Source organism: Streptomyces davaonensis JCM 4913, from assembly GCF_000349325.1.
In the GTDB taxonomy this organism is placed as follows: Bacteria; Actinomycetota; Actinomycetes; order Streptomycetales; family Streptomycetaceae; genus Streptomyces; species Streptomyces davaonensis.
This window is the reverse complement of the sequence record NC_020504.1, coordinates 4,268,176-4,288,939: the sequence shown is the minus strand read 5'-3', so window position 1 is coordinate 4,288,939 and position 20,764 is coordinate 4,268,176. Positions and strand designations below refer to the sequence as shown.

17 protein-coding genes are annotated in these 20,764 nt (G+C 69.5%); 14 read left to right on the top strand and 3 right to left on the bottom strand.

All coding sequences use genetic code 11. The annotated features are described in order from the left end of the window. Position 1 precedes the first annotated feature (1 nt). The 13 genes from BN159_RS18695 to nuoN are packed head-to-tail and all read left to right on the top strand — an operon-like array spanning position 2 to position 15,543. Positions 2-556: a NuoB/complex I 20 kDa subunit family protein gene (locus tag BN159_RS18695; protein ID WP_003998928.1), complete on the top strand. Its 555-nt coding sequence runs from the start codon at positions 2-4 to the stop codon at positions 554-556. Next, positions 553-1,308 carry an NADH-quinone oxidoreductase subunit C gene (locus BN159_RS18690; protein ID WP_015658552.1) on the top strand — a complete coding sequence of 252 codons (756 nt, stop codon included), beginning with the start codon at positions 553-555 and terminating at the stop codon, positions 1,306-1,308. Before BN159_RS18695 ends, BN159_RS18690 begins: the two co-directional genes overlap by 4 nt. Further along, entirely contained in the window at positions 1,305-2,627 is a 1,323-nt protein-coding gene (locus BN159_RS18685) for an NADH-quinone oxidoreductase subunit D (protein ID WP_015658551.1), read from the top strand. Before BN159_RS18690 ends, BN159_RS18685 begins: the two co-directional genes overlap by 4 nt. Further along, a complete protein-coding gene (nuoE, locus tag BN159_RS18680) occupies positions 2,624-3,448 on the top strand; it encodes an NADH-quinone oxidoreductase subunit NuoE (protein ID WP_015658550.1) in 825 nt (274 codons plus the stop codon). Before BN159_RS18685 ends, nuoE begins: the two co-directional genes overlap by 4 nt. Beyond that, positions 3,448-4,797 (top strand): NADH-quinone oxidoreductase subunit NuoF, encoded by a 1,350-nt coding sequence (nuoF, locus tag BN159_RS18675; protein ID WP_015658549.1) that lies wholly within the window; start codon positions 3,448-3,450, stop codon positions 4,795-4,797. The genes nuoE and nuoF overlap by 1 nt, the downstream gene beginning before the upstream one ends. After that, positions 4,794-7,301: an NADH-quinone oxidoreductase subunit G gene (locus BN159_RS18670; RefSeq protein WP_015658548.1), complete on the top strand. Its 2,508-nt coding sequence runs from the start codon at positions 4,794-4,796 to the stop codon at positions 7,299-7,301. Before nuoF ends, BN159_RS18670 begins: the two co-directional genes overlap by 4 nt. Next, positions 7,298-8,662: an NADH-quinone oxidoreductase subunit NuoH gene (gene nuoH / locus BN159_RS18665; RefSeq protein WP_015658547.1), complete on the top strand. Its 1,365-nt coding sequence runs from the start codon at positions 7,298-7,300 to the stop codon at positions 8,660-8,662. The genes BN159_RS18670 and nuoH overlap by 4 nt, the downstream gene beginning before the upstream one ends. Beyond that, positions 8,655-9,257: an NADH-quinone oxidoreductase subunit NuoI gene (gene nuoI / locus BN159_RS18660; protein ID WP_015658546.1), complete on the top strand. Its 603-nt coding sequence runs from the start codon at positions 8,655-8,657 to the stop codon at positions 9,255-9,257. The genes nuoH and nuoI overlap by 8 nt, the downstream gene beginning before the upstream one ends. After that, positions 9,254-10,096, top strand: coding sequence for an NADH-quinone oxidoreductase subunit J (locus BN159_RS18655; RefSeq protein WP_015658545.1), 843 nt, complete (start codon positions 9,254-9,256; stop codon positions 10,094-10,096). The genes nuoI and BN159_RS18655 overlap by 4 nt, the downstream gene beginning before the upstream one ends. Next, positions 10,093-10,392 carry an NADH-quinone oxidoreductase subunit NuoK gene (gene nuoK, locus BN159_RS18650; RefSeq protein ID WP_015658544.1) on the top strand — a complete coding sequence of 100 codons (300 nt, stop codon included), beginning with the start codon at positions 10,093-10,095 and terminating at the stop codon, positions 10,390-10,392. Before BN159_RS18655 ends, nuoK begins: the two co-directional genes overlap by 4 nt. 14 nt (positions 10,393-10,406) lie before the next feature. After that, entirely contained in the window at positions 10,407-12,320 is a 1,914-nt protein-coding gene (gene nuoL / locus BN159_RS18645) for an NADH-quinone oxidoreductase subunit L (protein WP_015658543.1), read from the top strand. A gap of 5 nt (positions 12,321-12,325) precedes the next feature. Then, positions 12,326-13,897, top strand: a complete 1,572-nt coding sequence (locus tag BN159_RS18640; RefSeq protein WP_015658542.1) for an NADH-quinone oxidoreductase subunit M — start codon at positions 12,326-12,328, stop codon at positions 13,895-13,897. Next, complete coding sequence (gene nuoN / locus BN159_RS18635) at positions 13,894-15,543, top strand: NADH-quinone oxidoreductase subunit NuoN (protein WP_015658541.1); 1,650 nt, start codon at positions 13,894-13,896, stop codon at positions 15,541-15,543. The genes BN159_RS18640 and nuoN overlap by 4 nt, the downstream gene beginning before the upstream one ends. Positions 15,544-15,622: 79 nt before the next feature. Here the strand turns inward: nuoN and BN159_RS18630 are convergent, their stop codons facing one another. After that, the gene (locus BN159_RS18630; protein WP_015658540.1) at positions 15,623-16,120 is read right to left on the bottom strand and encodes a hypothetical protein; all 498 of its coding nucleotides are present in this window, start codon (positions 16,118-16,120) and stop codon (positions 15,623-15,625) included. A 234-nt stretch (positions 16,121-16,354) separates the two neighbouring features. Between BN159_RS18630 and recQ the strand changes: the two genes are divergently transcribed. After that, positions 16,355-18,322 carry a DNA helicase RecQ gene (gene recQ / locus BN159_RS18625; protein ID WP_015658539.1) on the top strand — a complete coding sequence of 656 codons (1,968 nt, stop codon included), beginning with the start codon at positions 16,355-16,357 and terminating at the stop codon, positions 18,320-18,322. A 9-nt stretch (positions 18,323-18,331) separates the two neighbouring features. Here the strand turns inward: recQ and BN159_RS18620 are convergent, their stop codons facing one another. Both BN159_RS18620 and fahA read right to left on the bottom strand, forming a co-directional pair. Next, the gene (locus tag BN159_RS18620) at positions 18,332-19,270 is read right to left on the bottom strand and encodes a M56 family metallopeptidase (protein WP_015658538.1); all 939 of its coding nucleotides are present in this window, start codon (positions 19,268-19,270) and stop codon (positions 18,332-18,334) included. A gap of 277 nt (positions 19,271-19,547) precedes the next feature. Continuing rightward, positions 19,548-20,762, bottom strand: coding sequence for a fumarylacetoacetase (gene fahA / locus BN159_RS18615; RefSeq protein ID WP_015658537.1), 1,215 nt, complete (start codon positions 20,760-20,762; stop codon positions 19,548-19,550). Between the last annotated feature and the right edge of the window lie 2 nt (positions 20,763-20,764).

Genomic DNA, 20,764 nt, shown 5'->3' with positions numbered 1-20,764 from the left:
CATGGGACTCGAAGAAAAGCTGCCGAGCGGCTTCCTGCTGACCACCGTCGAGCAGGCCGCGGGCTGGGTGCGCAAGGCGTCCGTCTTCCCGGCCACCTTCGGCCTCGCCTGCTGCGCCATCGAGATGATGACCACCGGCGCCGGCCGCTACGACCTGGCGCGCTTCGGCATGGAGGTCTTCCGCGGCTCACCGCGGCAGGCGGACCTCATGATCGTCGCCGGCCGGGTCAGCCAGAAGATGGCACCGGTGCTCCGGCAGGTCTACGACCAGATGCCGAACCCCAAGTGGGTGATCTCCATGGGGGTCTGCGCCTCCTCGGGCGGCATGTTCAACAACTACGCCATCGTGCAGGGCGTCGACCACATCGTCCCGGTCGACATCTATCTGCCCGGCTGCCCGCCCCGCCCCGAGATGCTGATGGACGCGATTCTCAAGCTCCATCAGAAGATCCAGACCTCCAAGCTCGGCGTGAACGCCGAGGAGGCGGCCCGCGAGGCGGAGGAAGCGGCGCTCAAGGCCCTGCCCACGATCGAGATGAAGGGGCTGCTGCGGTGAGCGACGCCAACGGCACGGGCGCCGGGTCGAACGGGGTCAACCCCGAGAAGGACCTCGGTGCCTCCAACCTCCCCGGCCAGCGCGGCGAGGGCGGCGAGGAGATCCGCGTCCAGCGCGGCATGTTCGGCGCCAACAACGGCGGCGACACCTCCGGCTACGGCGGCCTCGTCCGCTCGGTCCGCCTCCCGGGACCGGCCGCCCGCCCCTACGGCGGCTGGTTCGACGAGGTCGCCGACGAACTGGAGGGCGCGCTGGAGGAGCAGGGACTGCTCCCCGAGAACGCCATCGAGAAGACGGTCGTCGACCGCGACGAGCTCACGTTCCACATCGAGCGTGAGCACCTGCCGCGCGTCGCCCGCACCCTGCGCGACGACCCGGCCCTGCGCTTCGAGCTGTGCACCGGAGTGAGCGGCGTCCACTACCCGAACGACAAGGGCCGCGAGCTGCACGCCGTCTACCACCTGCGCTCGATCACCCACAACCGGTTGATCCGGCTGGAGGTCAGCGCCCCCGACAGCGACCGCCGCATCCCGTCGCTGGTCTCCGTGTATCCGACCAACGACTGGCACGAGCGCGAGACCTACGACTTCTTCGGCATCGTCTTCGAAGGCCACCCCGCCCTGACGCGGATCATGATGCCGGACGACTGGCAGGGCCATCCGCAGCGCAAGGACTATCCCCTCGGCGGCATCCCCGTCGAGTACAAGGGCGCCCAGATCCCGGCTCCGGACCAGCGGAGGTCGTACTCATGAGCACGCAGTCAGCATCCGCCCGTGAGACCACCGAGGGCACCGTATACACGGTCACCGGCGGCGACTGGGACGAGATCGTCGAGGCCGCGGCCCGCGCCGACGACGAGCGCATCGTCCTCAACATGGGCCCCCAGCACCCCTCCACTCACGGAGTGCTCCGCCTGATCCTGGAGATCGACGGCGAGACCGTCACCGAGGCCCGCTGCGGCATCGGCTATCTCCACACCGGCATCGAGAAGAACCTCGAGTTCCGCACGTGGACACAGGGCACCACGTTCGTGACGCGCATGGACTACCTGACGTCCTTCTTCAACGAGACCGCCTACTGTCTCGCCGTCGAGAAGCTCCTCGGAGTCGAGGACCAGATCCCCGACCGCGCCACCCTGATCCGGGTGCTCCTGATGGAGCTGAACCGCCTCTCCTCCCACCTGGTGTGCATCGCCACCGGCGGCATGGAGCTCGGCGCCACCACGATCATGATCTACGGATTCCGTGATCGTGAAATGATTCTCGACATCTACGAGCTGGTCACGGGCCTGCGCATGAACCATGCGTACATCCGGCCCGGCGGACTCGCCCAGGACCTGCCGCCCGGCGCGGTGGACCAGATCCGCGAGTTCGTGAAGAAGATGAAGAAGAACCTCCCCGAGTACGACAAGCTCGCCACCGGGAACCCCATCTTCAAGGCCCGTATGCAGGACGTCGGCTACCTCGACCTGGCCGGCTGCATGGCCCTCGGCGCCACCGGCCCGATCCTGCGCTCCACCGGCCTGCCCCACGACCTGCGCAAGGCGCAGCCGTACTGCGGCTACGAGACCTTCGACTTCGAGGTCCCGACCGCCGACACCTGCGACTCCTACGGCCGCTTCCTGATCCGCCTGGAAGAGATGCGCCAGTCGCTCAGGATCGTCGAGCAGTGCCTGGACCGGCTTCAGCCCGGACCGGTCATGGTCGCCGACAAGAAGATCGCCTGGCCCGCCCAGCTCGCCCTCGGCCCCGACGGTCTCGGCAACTCCCTCGACCACATCAAGAAGATCATGGGCACCTCCATGGAGGCCCTGATCCACCACTTCAAGCTGGTGACCGAGGGATTCCGTGTCCCGCCGGGACAGGCGTACGCGGCCGTCGAATCGCCCAAGGGCGAACTCGGCGTGCATGCCGTCTCCGACGGCGGCACCCGCCCCTACCGGGTCCACTTCCGTGACCCGTCCTTCACCAACCTTCAGGCCATGGCGGCGATGTGCGAGGGCGGCCAGGTCGCCGACGTCATCGTCGCTGTCGCGTCCATCGACCCCGTGATGGGAGGCGTCGACCGGTGACCACCAGTTCTTCGGAGCAGGGCGTCAGCCTGGGTATGCCCCAACTGCCCGCGCCCGCCTACCCGGACGACGTTCGGGCCAGGCTCGAACGGGACGCGCGCGAGGTCATCGCCCGCTACCCCGACTCCCGGTCCGCGCTCCTTCCGCTGCTGCACCTGGTGCAGTCGGAGGAGGGCCATGTCACGCGCACCGGCATGCAGTTCTGCGCGGACGTGCTGAACCTGACCACCGCCGAGGTCACCGCCGTCGCCACCTTCTACACGATGTACCGGCGGCGGCCGAGCGGTGACTACCAGGTCGGCGTCTGCACCAACACCCTGTGCGCGGTGATGGGCGGCGACGCGATCTTCGAGGCGCTCCAGGAGCACCTGGGCGTCGGCAACGGCGAGACCACCGACGACGGCAAGGTCACCCTGGAGCACATCGAGTGCAACGCGGCCTGCGACTTCGCGCCGGTCGTGATGGTCAACTGGGAATTCTTCGACAACCAGACCGTGCAGAGCGCCAAGCGCCTGGTGGACGAGCTGCGCGAGGGAACGCCGGTGTCGCCCACGCGCGGGGCGCCGATCTGCACCTTCAAGGAGACGGCCCGGATCCTGGCGGGCTTTCCCGACGAGCGGGACGGGGCAGTCGAGGCCAGCGGAAGCGCGGGACCCGCTTCGCTGGTCGGCCTCAGGCTGGCCAAGGGGGAGACCGCCCCCGCGCGGGTGGTTCACCCACGGGACGGCGGACCTCATGAGGAGCCGCAGGACGCGCCTAAGGACACATCGGCCGCCGACCCGACCCACCCGGCCGGGCCTACCGCCGAGGAGGGGGAGTGATGACCTTGGCACCCGAGCTGAAAGACACCAGCCCCGAGAAGCTGCTCGCACCCGTGCTGTCGTCCTTCTGGGACGAGGACAGGTCCTGGACGCTGGACGTCTACAAAAGGCACGAAGGATACGAGGGACTTCGCAAGGCGCTCGCCATGTCGCCGGACGACCTCATCGCCTATGTGAAGGACTCCGGTCTGCGCGGGCGCGGCGGCGCGGGATTCCCCACCGGAATGAAATGGCAGTTCATTCCGCAGGGGGATGGAAAACCGCACTATCTAGTTGTCAACGCCGACGAGTCGGAGCCCGGGACGTGCAAGGACATCCCGCTCCTCTTCGCGAACCCGCATAGCCTCATCGAGGGCATGATCATCGCGTGTTATGCCATCAGGTCGTCGCATGCCTTCATCTATCTGCGTGGTGAAGTCGTCCCCGTGCTGCGGCGGTTGCACTCGGCCGTGAGCGAGGCCTATGCGGCCGGCTACCTCGGAAAGAACATCCTGGGCAGCGGCCTCGATCTCGACATCACCGTGCACGCCGGCGCCGGGGCGTACATCTGCGGTGAGGAGACCGCACTGCTCGACTCGCTCGAAGGCCGCCGTGGACAACCGCGGCTCCGTCCCCCTTTCCCTGCTGTCGCGGGCCTCTACGCCTGCCCGACTGTGGTGAATAACGTCGAGTCGATCGCGTCAGTTCCCGCAATCCTGCAAAAAGGAAAAGACTGGTTCAGGTCGATGGGCAGCGAGAAGTCCCCGGGCTTCACGCTCTACTCCCTCAGCGGCCATGTCGCGAGCCCCGGCCAGTACGAGGCCCCGCTCGGCATCACCCTGCGCCAACTGCTCGACATGAGCGGCGGAATGCGGCCCGGCCACCGGCTGAAGTTCTGGACGCCGGGCGGCTCCTCGACGCCGATGTTCACCGACGAGCACCTCGACGTCCCGCTCGACTACGAAGGAGTGGGCGCCGCCGGTTCCATGCTCGGCACCAAGGCGCTCCAGTGCTTCGACGAGACGACCTGCGTCGTCCGCGCCGTCACCCGCTGGACCGAGTTCTACGCCCACGAGTCCTGCGGCAAGTGCACGCCCTGCCGCGAAGGCACGTACTGGCTCGTGCAGTTGATGCGTGACATCGAGGCCGGCAAGGGCGTCATGTCCGACCTCGACAAGCTGAACGACATCGCCGACAACATCAACGGCAAGTCCTTCTGCGCCCTCGGCGACGGTGCCGCCTCGCCGATCTTCTCCTCGCTCAAGTACTTCCGTGCGGAGTACGAGCAGCACATCACGGGCCGCGGCTGCCCCTTCGACCCCGCCAAGTCCACGGCCTGGGCGGACAAGCACACGGAGGTGAACGCATGACAGTGACCACCAGCAGCGCTCCCTCCGGGGGCGGCGAGCCGGCGGTCCCGCCGGAAGACCTCGTCTCGCTGACCATCGACGGCGCGGAGATCAGCGTGCCCAAGGGCACCCTGGTCATCCGGGCCGCCGAGCAGCTCGGCATCGAGATCCCCCGCTTCTGCGACCACCCGCTCCTCGACCCGGCCGGCGCCTGCCGCCAGTGCATCGTCGAGGTCGAGGGCCAGCGCAAGCCGATGGCGTCCTGCACCATCACCTGCACCGACGGCATGGTCGTGAAGACCCACCTCACCTCGCCGGTCGCCGAGAAGGCCCAGCACGGTGTGATGGAGCTGCTCCTCATCAACCATCCGCTGGACTGCCCGGTCTGCGACAAGGGCGGCGAGTGCCCGCTGCAGAACCAGGCCATGTCGCACGGCCAGGCCGAGTCCCGCTTCGAGGGCCGCAAGCGGACCTACGAGAAGCCGGTTCCGATCTCCACGCAGGTGCTGCTCGACCGCGAGCGGTGCGTGCTGTGCGCCCGGTGCACCCGCTTCTCCAACCAGATCGCGGGCGACCCGATGATCGAGCTGGTCGAGCGGGGCGCGCTCCAGCAGGTCGGCACCGGTGAGGGCGACCCCTTCGAGTCGTACTTCTCCGGCAACACCATCCAGATCTGCCCGGTCGGCGCGCTCACCTCGGCGGCGTACCGCTTCCGCTCCCGCCCCTTCGACCTGGTGTCCTCCCCGAGCGTGTGCGAGCACTGCTCCGGTGGCTGCACCACCCGCACCGACCACCGGCGCGGCAAGGTCATGCGGCGGCTCGCGGCCAACGACCCCGAGGTCAACGAGGAGTGGATCTGCGACAAGGGCCGCTTCGCCTTCCGGTACGCACAGCAGCGCGACCGTCTTGAGACGCCGCTGGTGCGCAACCCCGAGGGCGAGCTGGTACCGGCGTCCTGGCCGGAGGCCCTTCAGATCGCGGCCCAGGGGCTGCTCGCCTCACGCGGGCGGGCCGGTGTCCTGACCGGCGGCCGCCTCACCATCGAGGACGCCTACGCGTACAGCAAGTTCACGCGCGTGGCGCTCGACTCCAACGACATCGACTTCCGCGCGCGCGTGCACAGCGGCGAGGAGGCCGACTTCCTGGCCGCCCGGGTCGCCGGGCGCGGCCGCGACCTCGACGGTACGGGCGTCACGTACACCGCCCTGGAGAAGGCGCCCGCGGTCCTGCTCGCCGGGTTCGAGGCCGAGGAGGAGGCGCCCGGCGTCTTCCTGCGGCTGCGCAAGGCCTGGCGCAAGCACGGCCAGAAGGTCTTCTCCCTCGCCACGCACGCCACCCGCGGGCTGGAGAAGGCGGGCGGCACGCTGCTGCCCGCCGCTCCCGGCACCGAGACCGAGTGGCTGGACGCGCTCGCGAGCGGGGTCGGCCTGGAGGAGGATGGCGCGCGGGCCGCGGAGGCGCTGCGCGCCGAGGGCGCGGTCATCGTCGTGGGTGAGCGGCTGGCCGGAGTGGTGGGCGGGCTCACCGCCGCCGTACGGGCCGCGTCCGCGACCGGCGCGCACCTGGTGTGGATTCCGCGCCGGGCCGGGGAGCGCGGCGCCGTCGAGGCCGGTGCGCTGCCGTCGCTGCTGCCGGGCGGCCGTCCGGCCACCGACCCACGCGCGCGTGAGGAGGTCGCCGCCACCTGGGGCGTGGCCGAACTCCCGCACCGCTACGGCCGTGACACCAGCCAGATCGTGGAGGCCGCCGCCACCGGCGAACTCCAGGCCCTGGTGGTCGCCGGAGTGGAGATCGCCGACCTGCCCGACCCGGCACGCGCGCGTGAGGCGCTCGCCGAGGCCGGATTCCTGGTCTCGCTGGAGCTGCGGCCCAGTGAGGTCAGCGAACTCGCCGACGTGGTCCTGCCGGTCGCCGCGGTCGCCGAGAAGGCGGGCACCTTCCTCAACTGGGAGGGCAGGGTGCGCTTCTTCGAGGCCGCGCTCAAGCCCGAGCAGATGACCCGCCGCCTTCCCCCGACCGACGCCCGCGTCCTTCAGATGCTGGCCGACGCCATGGACGTACACCTCGGTCTGCCGGATCTGCGCACCACGCGCGCGGAGCTGGACCGGCTGGGCGCCTGGGACGGGCCCCGGGCCACCGAACCCCTCGAAACCGCCGTGCCGTTGCCTAGGCCGGCCGCCGGGGAGGCCGTGCTGGCCGGGCACCGGCTGCTGCTCGACCAGGGCCGGCTCCAGGAGGGCGACGAGGCGCTCGCGGGGACGCGGCACGCCGCCCACGCGCGCGTGTCTGCCGCCACCGCCGCCGAGGCGGGCGTGAAGGACGGCGACGTCCTCGCGGTCACCGGCACCGCCGGGACGATCGAACTCCCGCTCAGGATCACCGCGATGCCCGACCGAGTGGTCTGGCTGCCGCTGAACTCCGTGGGCGGCGGCGTCGCCTCCGGCACCGGGGCGCGGCCCGGCTCCCTCGTCCGCATCGGCCCGGCGACGCTCGCCGGCGAGGCCCCCAAGGAGGTGGAGGCATGAGCCCGTACCTCGCCGCTGAAGACCTCTCGATGTTCGGCACCGACCCCTGGTGGCTCGTCGTCATCAAGGCCGTCTTCTGCTTCGCCTTCCTGATGCTGACCGTGCTGTTCTCCATCGTGTGGGAGCGCAAGGTCGTCGCCTGGATGCAGCTGCGCATCGGCCCCAACCGGCACGGCCCCTGGGGCATGCTCCAGTCGCTCGCCGACGGCGTGAAGCTGATGCTCAAGGAAGACGTCATCGTCAAACGCGCGGACAAGGTCGTCTACGTCCTCGCACCGATCGTCGCGGCCATCCCGGCCTTCATGGCGATCGCGGTGATCCCCTTCGGCCCGGCCGGCAACGAGGTCTCGATCTTCGGCCAGCGCACCACGATGCAGCTCACCGACCTGCCCATCGCGATGCTCTACGTCCTCGCGGTCGCCTCGGTCGGCATCTACGGCATCGTGCTCGCGGGCTGGAGTTCCGGATCGACCTACCCGCTCCTCGGCGGCCTGCGGTCCTGCGCGCAGATGATCTCGTACGAGATCGCCATGGGCGCGGCCTTCGCCTCCGTCTTCCTCTACTCGGGGTCGATGTCGACCTCGGCGATCGTGGAGGCGCAGCAGGACCGCTGGTACATCATCCTGCTGCCGGTCTCCTTCATCGTCTACGTCATCACGATGGTCGGCGAGACCAACCGCGCCCCCTTCGACATGCCGGAGTCCGAGGGCGACCTGGTCGGCGGCTTCAACACCGAGTACTCGTCGATCAAGTTCGCGCTGTTCATGCTCGCCGAGTACGTGAACATGGTGACGGTCTCGGCGGTGTCGGTGACGCTCTTCCTCGGCGGCTGGCGGGCCCCCTGGCCCGTCTCCACCTTCTGGGAGGGCGCGAACCACGGCTGGTGGCCGCTGCTCTGGTTCACCGTCAAGGTGCAACTGCTGCTGTTCTTCTTCATCTGGCTGCGCGGCACGCTCCCGCGGGTCCGCTACGACCAGCTGATGAAGCTCGGCTGGAAGGTCCTCATCCCGGTCTCCGTGGTCTGGCTGATGCTCGTCGCGACCGTACGGACCCTCCGCAACGAGAACTACGACTTCGCCGACATCGCGCTCTACGTCGGCGGCGGCGTTCTTGCGCTCCTGCTGCTCTCCTTCGTCGTGGACATGTTCCGCGGCAAGCCGAAGGACGAGAAGGAGGCCGGACCGGCCGCCGGATTCGACCCGATGGCGGGCGGATTCCCCGTGCCACCGCTGCCCGGACAGGAGTTGCCGCCCGTACCGCGACGCAGTTCGCGCCGGGAGCGGGAGCTGATTGTCAGTGGCGGGGTGAATACTCAGAGTGACGACGGATCTCTGGATGGAAAGGAGGCGTCCGATGGCTGAGGAGCCCAAGGAGACCAAGCCCGGTTTCCAGAACCCGGTGGCCGGCTTCGGCGTGACCTTCAAGGCCATGTTCAAGAAGCGGCTGACCGAGCAGTACCCGGAGCAGCAGAAGACCACCGCTCCGCGTTTCCACGGACGGCACCAGCTCAACCGCCATCCGGACGGCCTGGAGAAGTGCGTCGGCTGCGAGCTGTGCGCCTGGGCTTGCCCCGCCGACGCGATCTATGTCGAGGGCGCGGACAACACCGACGAGGAGCGCTACTCGCCGGGCGAGCGGTACGGCCGGGTGTACCAGATCAATTACGCCCGCTGCATCCTGTGCGGCCTGTGCATCGAGGCGTGCCCCACGCGCGCGCTCACGATGACGAACGAGTTCGAACTGGCCGACTCCAGCCGCGCCAACCTCATCTACACCAAGGAGCAACTGCTCGCCGGTCTTGAGGAAGGCATGGTGGACACGCCTCACGCGATCTACCCCGGCACCGACGAACAGGACTACTACCGGGGCCTGGTGACCGAGGCCGCGCCCGGCACCGAGCGCCAGATCGCCGTCTCCAAGGGCGAGAAGCCGGAAGAACAGGGGGCGGACGCATGAGTGCGCAACTCGCCGCCTACTCCACCTCCACCGGCGAGGCCTTCCAGTTCTGGATCCTCGGCACCGTCGCGGTGATCGGCGCCCTGTGCACCGTCTTCATGAAGAAGGCCGTGCACAGCGCGCTCTGCCTGGCCGGGACCATGATCACCCTGGCGGTGTTCTACCTCGCCAACGGCGCCTACTTCCTGGGCGTCGTGCAGATCGTCGTCTACACCGGCGCGATCATGATGCTGTTCCTGTTCGTGGTGATGCTGGTCGGCGTGACCGCGGCGGACTCCCTGAAGGAGACCATCAAGGGCCAGCGCTGGCTGGCCCTTCTGTGCGGACTCGGCTTCGGCATCCTGCTGTTCGCCGGGATCGGCAACGCCTCCCTGACGGAGTTCAACGGCATCGCCCAGGCGAACGCGAACGGCAACGTGGAGGGCCTCGCCGCCCTGCTGTTCACCAAGTACGTGTTCGCCTTCGAGATCACCGGCGCCCTGCTCATCACCGCCGCGGTCGGCGCGATGGTGCTCACCCACCGGGAGCGCACCGAGCGCGCCAAGACCCAGCGCGAACTGGCCGAGGAGCGAGTCCGCCAGGGCACGCACGTGCCGCCGCTGCCGGCGCCGGGTGTGTACGCCCGGCACAACGCCGTGGACATCGCCGGCCTGCTGCCCGACGGCACCCCGTCGGAGCTCACGGTCAGCAAGACCCTGCGTGAGCGCGGCCAGATCCGGGACGTGTCCACCGAGGCGCTCAACGACCTCAAGGCTCTGGAACAGCGCGCCGAGGAGCGCCTGGAGCGGACCCCGGTCGAGCCGGCGAACCTCAAGCGGGCCGAGGAGGCGTCGAAGTGAACCCCGTCAACTACCTCTATCTCGCGGCCCTGTTGTTCACGATCGGCGCCACCGGCGTACTGATCAGGCGCAACGCGATCGTCGTGTTCATGTGCATCGAGCTGATGCTGAACGCCTGCAACCTCTCGCTCGTCGCCTTCTCCCGGATGCACGGCAATCTCGACGGCCAGATCATCGCCTTCTTCACGATGGTCGTCGCCGCCGCGGAGGTCGTGGTCGGGCTCGCGATCATCGTGTCGCTGTTCCGTTCCCGCCACTCGGCCTCGGTCGACGACGCCAGCCTGATGAAGCTGTAAGGGGTCGCTGAATCGTGGAGAACCTGATTGCGCTGCTCATCGCGGCGCCCCTGCTCGGAGCGGCGGTCCTGCTGTGCGGTGGCCGGCGTCTGGACGCCGTCGGCCACTGGATCGGCACGCTTCTTGCGTCCGTGTCCTTCGTGTTCGGCGCGATCCTCTTCTTCGACCTGCTCGGCAAGGACGCCGAAGACCGGACGCTGACCCAGCACCTGTTCAGCTGGATCCCGGTGGAGGGCTTCCAGGCGGACGTCGCCTTCCAACTCGACCAGCTGTCGATGACGTTCGTCCTGCTGATCACCGGCGTCGGCTCGCTGATCCACCTGTACTCGATCGGGTACATGGAGCACGACGAGCGCCGCCGCCGCTTCTTCGGCTATCTGAACCTGTTCCTCGCGGCGATGCTGATCCTCGTCCTCGCCGACAACTACCTGCTGCTGTACGTCGGCTGGGAGGGCGTCGGTCTCGCCTCCTACCTGCTGATCGGCTTCTGGCAGCACAAGCCCAGCGCGGCCACGGCCGCGAAGAAGGCGTTCCTGGTCAACCGCGTCGGCGACATGGGTCTGTCGATCGCGATCATGATCATGTTCACCACCTTCGGGACCTTTGCCTTCGGCCCGGTGCTCGGCAGCCATGAGGAGCCGGGTCTGGTCGGCGAGACCTCCGAGGGCACACTCACCGCCATCGGCCTGATGCTGCTGCTCGCCGCCTGCGGCAAGTCCGCCCAGGTGCCGCTCCAGTCCTGGCTCGGGGACGCGATGGAGGGCCCGACCCCGGTCTCGGCCCTGATCCACGCCGCCACCATGGTGACCGCGGGCGTCTACCTGATCGTCCGCTCCGGGGCGATCTTCAACGCCGCCCCCGACGCGCAGTTGCTCGTCACCATCGTCGGCGCCGTCACGCTCCTGTTCGGTGCGATCGTCGGTTGTGCCAAGGACGACATCAAGAAGGCGCTGGCCGGCTCGACGATGTCGCAGATCGGCTACATGATCCTCGCCGCGGGCCTCGGCCCGATCGGCTACGTCTTCGCGATCATGCACCTGGTGACCCACGGCTTCTTCAAGGCCGGGCTCTTCCTCGGCGCCGGTTCGGTCATGCACGGCATGAACGACGAGGTCGACATGAGGAAGTACGGCGGGCTCAGGAAGTACATGCCGGTCACCTTCATCACCTTCGGCCTCGGCTACCTCGCCATCATCGGCTTCCCGGGCCTGTCCGGCTTCTTCTCCAAGGACAAGATCATCGAGGCGGCGTTCGCCAAGGGCGGCACCGAGGGCTGGATCCTCGGCGCCTGCGCCCTGCTGGGCGCGGCGATCACGGCGTACTACATGACCCGCGTGATGCTGATGACGTTCTTCGGCGAGAAGCGCTGGCAGCCCGACGAGCACGGCCATGAGCCGCACCCGCACGAGTCGCCCAGCTCCATGACGATCCCGATGATCGTGCTGGCCTTCGGATCGGTCTTCGCGGGCGGACTGTTCAGCGTCGGCGACCGCTTCGTGCACTGGCTGGAGCCCATCACCGGGCACTCCCACGGCGACTCCCCGCTCAGCGCGGCCACGGTCACGACGTCCACGGTGGCCGTGATGGTCATCGGCGTCACCGCCGCGTACCTCCAGTACGGGCGCCGTCCGGTGCCGGTCGTCGCCCCGCGCGGGTCGCTGCTCACCCGGGCCGCCCGGCGCGATCTCCTCCAGGACGACTTCAACCACGTCGTCCTCGTCCGCGGCGGCGAGCACCTCACCCGCTCCCTGGTGTACGTCGACCACACCCTGGTCGACGGCGTCGTCAACGGCACGGCGGCCTCGGTCGGCGGCCTCTCCGGACGGCTGCGCAAGCTCCAGAACGGCTTCGCGCGGTCGTACGCGGTCTCGATGTTCGGCGGTGCGGCACTCCTCGTCGCCGCGACCCTGCTGATGAGGGCGGTCTGATACCGATGTCCTTTCCCCTGCTGACAGCGACGGCGGCGCTCCCCGCGATCGGGGCGGTCGCCACGGCCGCCGTACCGGCCGCGCGGCGCACCGCCGCCAAGTGGCTGGCGCTGCTCTTCTCGCTCGCCACGCTCGCGCTCGCCGTCGCGATCATGGTCCGCTTCGATCCGGACGGCGACCGCTACCAGCTCACCGAATCCCACTCCTGGATCGCGGAGTTCGGGGTCCGGTACGACCTGGGCGTGGACGGCATCGCCGTCGCCCTGATCGCCCTGACCGCGCTGCTGATCCCGTTCATCGTCCTCGCGGGCTGGCACGACGCCGACCCGCTGGAGACCGGCAGCAAGAGGTGGCGGCCCACCCAGGGCTTCTTCGCCCTGATCCTGGCTGTCGAGGCGATGGTGATCCTCTCCTTCGAGGCCACCGACGTCTTCCTCTTCTACATCTTCTTCGAGGCCATGCTCATCCCGATGTACTTCCTCATCGGAGGCTTCGGGGACCGTGCCCACGAGCACGGCGAGGAGGCGGCGTCCACCCAACGGTCGTACGCCGCGGTGAAGTTCCTCCTCTACAACCTGGCCGGCGGTCTGATCATGCTGGCCGCGGTGATCGGCCTGTACGTGGTCGCCGGGAGCTTCTCGCTCCCCGAGATCGCCGAGGCCCGCGCCAGCGGCGAGCTGTCCATGGTGACCAGCACCGAACGCTGGCTGTTCCTGGGCTTCTTCTTCGCCTTCGCGGTGAAGGCGCCCCTGTGGCCGCTGCACACCTGGCTGCCCAACGCCATGGGTGAGGCCACCGCCCCGGTCGCCGTACTGATCACGGCCGTCGTCGACAAGGTCGGCACCTTCGCGATGCTCCGCTTCTGCCTCGGGCTGTTCCCGGAGGCCTCGAAGTGGGCGACGCCCGCCATCCTCGTCCTCGCCCTGATCAGCATCGTCTACGGCGCGCTGCTCGCCGTCGGCCAGCGGGACATCAAGCGTCTTGTGGCGTACGCGTCGATCTCGCACTTCGGCTTCATCATCATGGGCATCTTCGCGATGACCAGCCAGGGCCAGTCGGGCGCGACGCTGTACATGGTCAACCACGGCATCTCGACGGCCGCGCTGATGCTGGTCGCCGGATTCCTGATCTCCCGGCGCGGCTCGCGGCTCATCGCGGACTACGGCGGAGTGCAGAAGGTCGCCCCGGTGCTCGCCGGCACCTTCCTGATCGGTGGTCTGGCGACGCTGTCGCTGCCCGGACTCGCGCCGTTCGTCAGTGAGTTCCTGGTTCTGGTCGGGACGTACACGCGCTACCCGGTGGTCGGCATCATCGCCACCTTCGGCATCGTGCTCGCCGCGCTGTACACCCTGGTGCTGTACCAGCGGACGATGACCGGCCCGGTGAAGCCCGAGGTCTCGGCGATGCCCGATCTGAGGGTGCGTGAGCTGGTGGTGGTCGCCCCGCTGGTCGTACTGCTGATCTTCCTGGGCGTCTACCCGAAGCCCGTCACGGACATCGTCAACCCGGCGGTCGAGCAGACCATGTCCGACGTACAGAAGAAGGACCCCCAGCCCGAGGTGGAGGCGGCCAAGTGAGCGCATCAGCCGTCCACAGCCTGTGGACAACCGCGGCCGACCCGATCTCGAAGATCGACGCGCCGAAGATCGAATACGGACAATTGTCGCCCACGCTGATCGTCGTCGGCGCGGCGATCGTGGGCGTGCTGATCGAGGCGGTCGTCCCGCGCAAGTCCCGCTACTACGCGCAGGCGTTCGTCTCCGCCGTCGCGCTCACCGCCGCCTTCGCCGCGGTGGTCGCTCTCGCGGCCGACGGATACGGCACCACCAAGGCGGGCATCGCGGCGATGGGCGCCATCGCCGTCGACGGGCCCGCCCTCTTCCTCCAGGGCACGATCCTGCTGGCCGGACTGGTCGGCCTGTTCACCTTCGCCGAACGGCGGCTCGACCCGGAGGCGCACGGCAACCGGGTCGACTCCTTCGCCGCGCAGGCCGCGTCCGTGCCGGGCAGCGACAGCGAGAAGGCCGCGGTCAAGGCCGGGTTCACCACCACCGAGGTGTTCCCGCTGCTGCTCTTCGCCGTCGCGGGCATGCTGATCTTCCCGGCGGCCAACGACCTGCTGACGCTGTTCATCGCGCTGGAGGTCTTCTCCCTCCCGCTGTACCTGATGTGCGCCCTCGCCCGCCGCAAGCGGCTGATGTCGCAGGAAGCGGCGGTGAAGTACTTCCTGCTCGGCGCCTTCGCCTCCGCGTTCACCCTGTTCGGCATCGCGCTGCTCTACGGCTACGCGGGCTCGGTGTCGTACGCGACGATCGCGCAGGTCGTCGACGGCACCCTCACCACGGTCGACCCGGCCCTCGCGGACACCATGGGCAATGACGCCCTGCTCCTCATCGGCATGGGGATGCTCGTCATGGGCCTGCTGTTCAAGGTCGGCGCGGTGCCCTTCCACATGTGGACGCCGGACGTGTACCAGGGCGCGCCGACCCCGGTGACCGGCTTCATGGCGGCGGCGACCAAGGTGGCGGCGTTCGGCGCGCTGCTGCGGGTCCTGTACGTGGTCCTGCCCGGCCTGCGCTGGGACTGGCGGCCGGTCATGTGGGCCGTCGCGATCATCACCATGCTCGGCGGCGCCATCGTCGCGATCACGCAGACCGACATCAAGCGGCTGCTGGCGTACTCGTCGATCGCGCACGCGGGCTTCATCCTCGCCGGTGTCATCGCGACCACGCCGGAGGGTGTCTCCTCGGTCCTCTTCTACCTGGCGGCCTACTCCTTCGTGACGATCGGCGCCTTCGCGGTCGTCACGCTGGTCCGGGACGCGGGCGGCGAGGCGACGCATCTGTCCAAGTGGGCGGGGCTCGGCCGGCGTTCGCCGCTCGTGGCGGCCGTGTTCGCGGTGTTCCTGCTGGCCTTCGCGGGCATTCCGCTGACCTCCGGGTTCGCGGGGAAGTTCGCGGTGTTCAAGGCGGCGGCGGAGGGCGGGGCGGCCCCGCTGGTCGTGGTCGGTGTGATCTCGTCGGCCATCGCGGCGTTCTTCTACATCCGCGTCATCGTGCTGATGTTCTTCAGCGAGCCGCGGCCCGAGGGTCCGACGGTCGCGGTGCCTTCGCCGCTGACGATGACCGCGATCGGCGTCGGGGTGGCGGTCACGCTGGTGCTCGGTGTGGCGCCGCAGTACTTCCTGGACCTCGCGAGCGATGCCGGGGTGTTCGTGCGCTGACCTGCGGAGTTCATGCGAAGGCCCCGGTTCCCGAGGAGGGAGCCGGGGCCTTCGCACGTGCGTGTGTCAGGGGCCTGCGTCAGGGCTTGGGCTTGGGCTTGGGGCACTTCACCCTGGGGTTGAAGCCTTCCAGCAGCCCCTTGGGGTTGAACTTGTAGATCCAGGCGTGCAGCGTGAAGTGGCCGGGCAGCTGACCCTCGTCGAACTTCCGCCCGAACAGCTTCGGGGTCGCCTGGCCCTTGTCCTCGACCACCCACTCGACCGCGACCAGTTCGCGCTTGCCGCGCTTCGTGTCCTCGTACAGCAGGGCCGCGGGCTTCGCCGGGTCGAGTGAATTGACGTACTTCGGGTTGACGTAGTGGTAGCCCATGTTCGGCACGCACTCGTCCGTCCGCTGGTAGCCGCCCTTCGCGGTGAACGGCTCGTAGGCGTACGCGCCGGTCGCGGTGTACGTCGGGGTCAGCTCCGCCCACACGAACGGGTCGGGGTCCGCGGCGGCCTGCGCTGGTACGGCGGCCAGCGCGAAGGACGCGGTGATCGTGGCGGTGAGGACGGCCTTGAGGGCGCGAGAGGCCATGGTGCGACTCCTTGGGATCGGGGGGATGTGCGGGCCTCCCCTGTCCCGCCCGATGAGCATGTCCCGGCCGGCGGAGCACTGCCAGGTAACAGGGGCCATTGGCATGACCACCGAGCGTGATCGGTGCGATTGTCCGAAGGTCATCGCACCGGCCTGTGGATAACTTCCGGCACTGTCGGTGCGGACCCCTATCGTGGACGCAGTGGTCGAGGAGCGACGTACGGGGGCACGGCGATGGGCGGGACGGGCGGGATCGGTGCAATGACAGCGACAGCGGCGGCCGAGAGCGAGGCGCTGGCCACGCTCCACAGGGTCTTCGGGTACGAGGCATTCCGGGGCGAGCAGGAAGCCGTCATCGAACATGTGGTGGCGGGCGGCGACGCCGTGGTCCTCATGCCGACGGGCGGCGGCAAGTCACTGTGCTACCAGATCCCGTCCCTGGTCAGACCCGGTACGGGCATCGTGGTCTCGCCGCTGATCGCGCTGATGCAGGACCAGGTGGATGCGCTGCGGGCTCTCGGTGTGCGGGCCGGGTTCATCAACTCCACGCAGGACTTCGACGAGCGCCGGGTGGTGGAGGCCGAGTTCCTGACCGGGGAGCTGGACCTGCTGTACCTCGCGCCGGAGCGGCTGCGCCTGGACACCACGCTGGAGCTGCTCTCACGCGGCAAGATCTCGGTGTTCGCGATCGACGAGGCGCACTGTGTCTCCCAGTGGGGCCACGACTTCCGCCCCGACTATCTGACGCTGTCCCTGCTCGGCGAGCGCTGGCCGGACGTCCCGCGGATCGCGCTCACGGCGACCGCCACCCACGCGACGCACCAGGAGATCACCGAGCGGCTGAACATGCCGTCGGCCCGGCACTTCGTGGCGAGCTTCGACCGGCCCAACATCCAGTACCGGATCGTGCCGAAGGCCGATCCCAAGAAGCAGCTCCTGGGCTTCCTGCGCGAGGAGCACGCCGGGGACGCGGGCATCGTCTACTGCCTCTCGCGCAACTCCGTGGAGAAGACGGCGGAGTTCCTCAGCCGCAACGGCGTCGAGGCGGTGCCGTACCACGCGGGTCTTGACGCGGGGACGCGCGCGGCGCACCAGTCCCGGTTCCTGCGCGAGGACGGTCTTGTCGTGGTGGCGACGATCGCCTTCGGCATGGGCATCGACAAGCCGGACGTACGGTTCGTCGCGCATCTGGATCTGCCGAAGTCGGTCGAGGGCTACTACCAGGAGACGGGCCGAGCCGGGCGGGACGGGCTGCCGTCCACGGCATGGATGGCCTACGGCCTCAACGACGTCATACAGCAGCGCAAGCTGATCCAGTCGGGCGAGGGGGACGAGGCGTTCCGGCGACGGGCGGCGTCCCATCTGGACGCGATGCTCGCGCTCTGCGAGACGGCCCGGTGCCGGCGGGGGCAGCTGCTCGCCTACTTCGGCCAGGACCCGGAGCCGACGGGGTGCGGCAACTGCGACACCTGTCTGACGCCGCCCGAGACCTGGGACGGCACCATCGCGGCGCAGAAGGTGCTGTCGACGGTGGTGCGGTTGCAGCGGGAGCGGGGGCAGAAGTTCGGGGCGGTGCAGATCGTCGACATCCTGCTGGGGAAGCGCACCGGGAAGGTGATCCAGTTCGACCATGACCAGCTCTCCGTGTTCGGCATCGGGGAAGAGCTGAGCGAGGGCGAATGGCGGGGCGTGATCCGGCAGTTGCTGGCACAGGGGCTGCTCGCGGTCGAGGGGGAGTACGGGACTCTGGTGCTCACCGACGGCAGTGGGACGGTGCTCAGGCGGGAGCGGGAGGTGCCGCTGCGGAAGGAGCCGCCCAAGCCGGTGACCTCACGGTCGGCGTCCGGTGGGTCCGGGACCGCAGGCGGCAAGGGGAAGGCGAAGGCCGCGGTGGTGGAGTTGCCGGAGCGGCTGATGCCGGCGTTCGAGGCGCTGCGGGCCTGGCGGGCGGAGCAGGCCCGGGAGCAAGGGGTTCCGGCCTATGTCATCTTCCACGACGCGACGCTTCGGGAGATCGTGACCGTATGGCCCTCTTCCGTACGGGAGTTGGGAAGCGTCAGCGGGGTGGGCGAGAAGAAGCTCGCGACCTACGGCGAGGGCGTGATCGGCGTCCTGGCGGGGCTGGGCGGATCGACGCCGGAGACGGCGCCGGACGACGACTGGCCCGAGCTGGACGCGGAACCGGAACCGGACTGGGAGTAGGACCGCGAGTCACCCCAGCGCCGTCAGGCCCGGGGCGAAGGTGATCAGTAGAGGCACGAGAGGGATCAGGGCTGCCAGGGCAGTGGTCATCGCCCGGCGGTGACGGGTCAGCCGGGGCGGGGGCTCCAGGAGGCGGTCCACTCGTTCGCCGAGGAGGCGGTGGCTGGAGGCGCAGGAGAGGACGCCTCGGTGCTGGTTCAGCTCGATCAGGGCCAGGGCCGTGGTCAGGTGGCCGCAGCGGCGGGAGGCCGTGTCGTCGGCGGCCAGCTCGACCAGACGGTGGGTCTGATCGCAGAAGTGGGCGAACAGCGGGATTCGGGGGAAACCGGTGGCCAGAGCAGTGGAGAGGTGCAGCAGCCAGTCGTGGCGTGCCCGCGCGTGGCCGCGCTCGTGGGTGAGGACGGCGTCCAGCTGGTGGTCGGTCAGACGGTGCAGCGCGCCCGTTGTGACGATCAGCTGGGGCGGGTTGCCGGGCATCCACCAGGCGTCCGGATACTCGTCCTCCAGCACCAGCAGCGGGCCTCGCGCGGCCGGCAGTCCCGCGGGCAGGTCCGGGGCGCGTTCGCGCAGGTGGGCCTCGGCCTGGCCACGGCTGCGGCGGGCCTCGACCAGCTCGCGGGCCAGCATCGCTGTCGTCCAGGCGGCGCCACAGGCCAGCAGCAGGGTGAGGGCGACGGCCCAGACCGGCGCCGCGGAGAGGTCGTACGCCGCGGTCACCGCCGGCGGCGCGGGCGCGAAGACATGGTCACGGACCGTGTGGAAGACCGCGGCGGCGCCCAGGACCAGGGCGGTCAGGCAGCACAGCAGGACGGTGGCGACCAGGCACTGCCACACCCACAGCCCGACCACCGGCTCTCGTTCCGGCCAGGCGGCCCGGGTCAGGGAACGCGGCACCGGAACGGCGGCAGTCAGAGCGACGGCGCTCAGCAGGAGCAGGCAGACGGTCATGCCACGGGCTCCGGATCCTGGTCGGGACAAGGGCGGCTGCGGGACGGACCGTGCGCGGGCCGGGCGGAGCGTGTGCCGCGCGCACCGTCCGCCGCCAAGTATGACGGCGACGGACGGTGTGCGGCAGACATCGGAGACCGTTGAACTCTCCGGTGGGAGGAGAGCGGGACAGGACGCCGGGAGTGGGCGGTGGAGACCGCCAATTCGCGTACGGGGGAGGGCTGTTCGGTAGGGAGGGGCGGGCGCCGTGCGAAGCGCTCGCCGTCTCCCGGCCCGCTCAGCCCGCGACCACCCGCCCGGACACCTCGCCCAGGCCCACCCGGGCCCCGTCCGCGCCCGGTGCCCATGCCGTCAGGGTGACGACGTCGCCGTCCTCCAGGAAGGTGCGCTTTCCGTCGGGGAGTTCCAGGGCGTCGCGGCCGTTCCAGGTGAGCTCCAGGAGGGAACCGCGTTCGCGCTCGGTCGGGCCGCTGACCGTGCCGGAGCCGTAGAGGTCGCCGGTGCGCAGGGAGGCGCCGTTGACCGTCATGTGGGCCAGCTGCTGGGCGGCGGTCCAGTACATCGTCGAGAAGGGGGGTTCGGAGATCACATGGCCGTTGAGGGACACCGAGATGCGCAGGTCGTAGCCGCCGGGCTCCTCGGCCGCGTCGTCCAGATAGGGCAGCAGCTCGTGCGTGCGCTCCGGCGGTGCCACCCGGGCCGCGTCCAGGGCGTCCAGCGGGGTGATCCACGCCGACACCGACGTGGCGAAGGACTTGCCGAGGAAGGGGCCGAGCGGGACGTACTCCCAGGCCTGGAGGTCACGCGCGGACCAGTCGTTGAGGAGGCAGAGGCCGAAGACGTGCTCGCGGAAGTCGGCGAGCGCGACCGGGCTGCCCATGGCCGTGGGCACGCCCACCACGAAGCCGACCTCCGCCTCGATGTCCAGCCGGACGGAGGGGCCGAAGACCGGGGCCGCGTCGGCCGGGGCCTTGCGCTGGCCGGACGGGCGGATGACATCCGTGCCGGAGACGACGACCGTGCCGGAGCGGCCGTGGTAGCCGATCGGGAGGTGCTTCCAGTTCGGGGTGAGGGAGTCCGCCGCGTCGGGGCGGAACATCTTGCCGACGTTCCGGGCGTGGTTCTCGGAGGCGTAGAAGTCGACGTAGTCCGCGACCTCGAAGGGGAGGTGCAGGGTCACCGAGGAGAGCGGGTGGAACAGCGGCTCGATGGTCTCCCGGTGGGACGGCACCGTGACCCAGGCCGTCAGCGCGCGGCGCACGTCGGACCAGGCGGTGCGGCCCGCGGCGAGCAGCGGGTCGAGGCTGGGCCGAGCGAGCAGGGAGGCGTAGGGAGAACCCAGCGCCAGTGCCGCCGCGCCCGCGTCGAGGACATGGTCACCGAGCCGTACGCCGACCCGGCGCGCGCTGTCCTCACCGGGGACGGAGAAGACACCGTACGGAAGGTTGTGCGGGCCGAAGGGGTCGCCCTCGGGGACATCAAAGGGGGGCATGG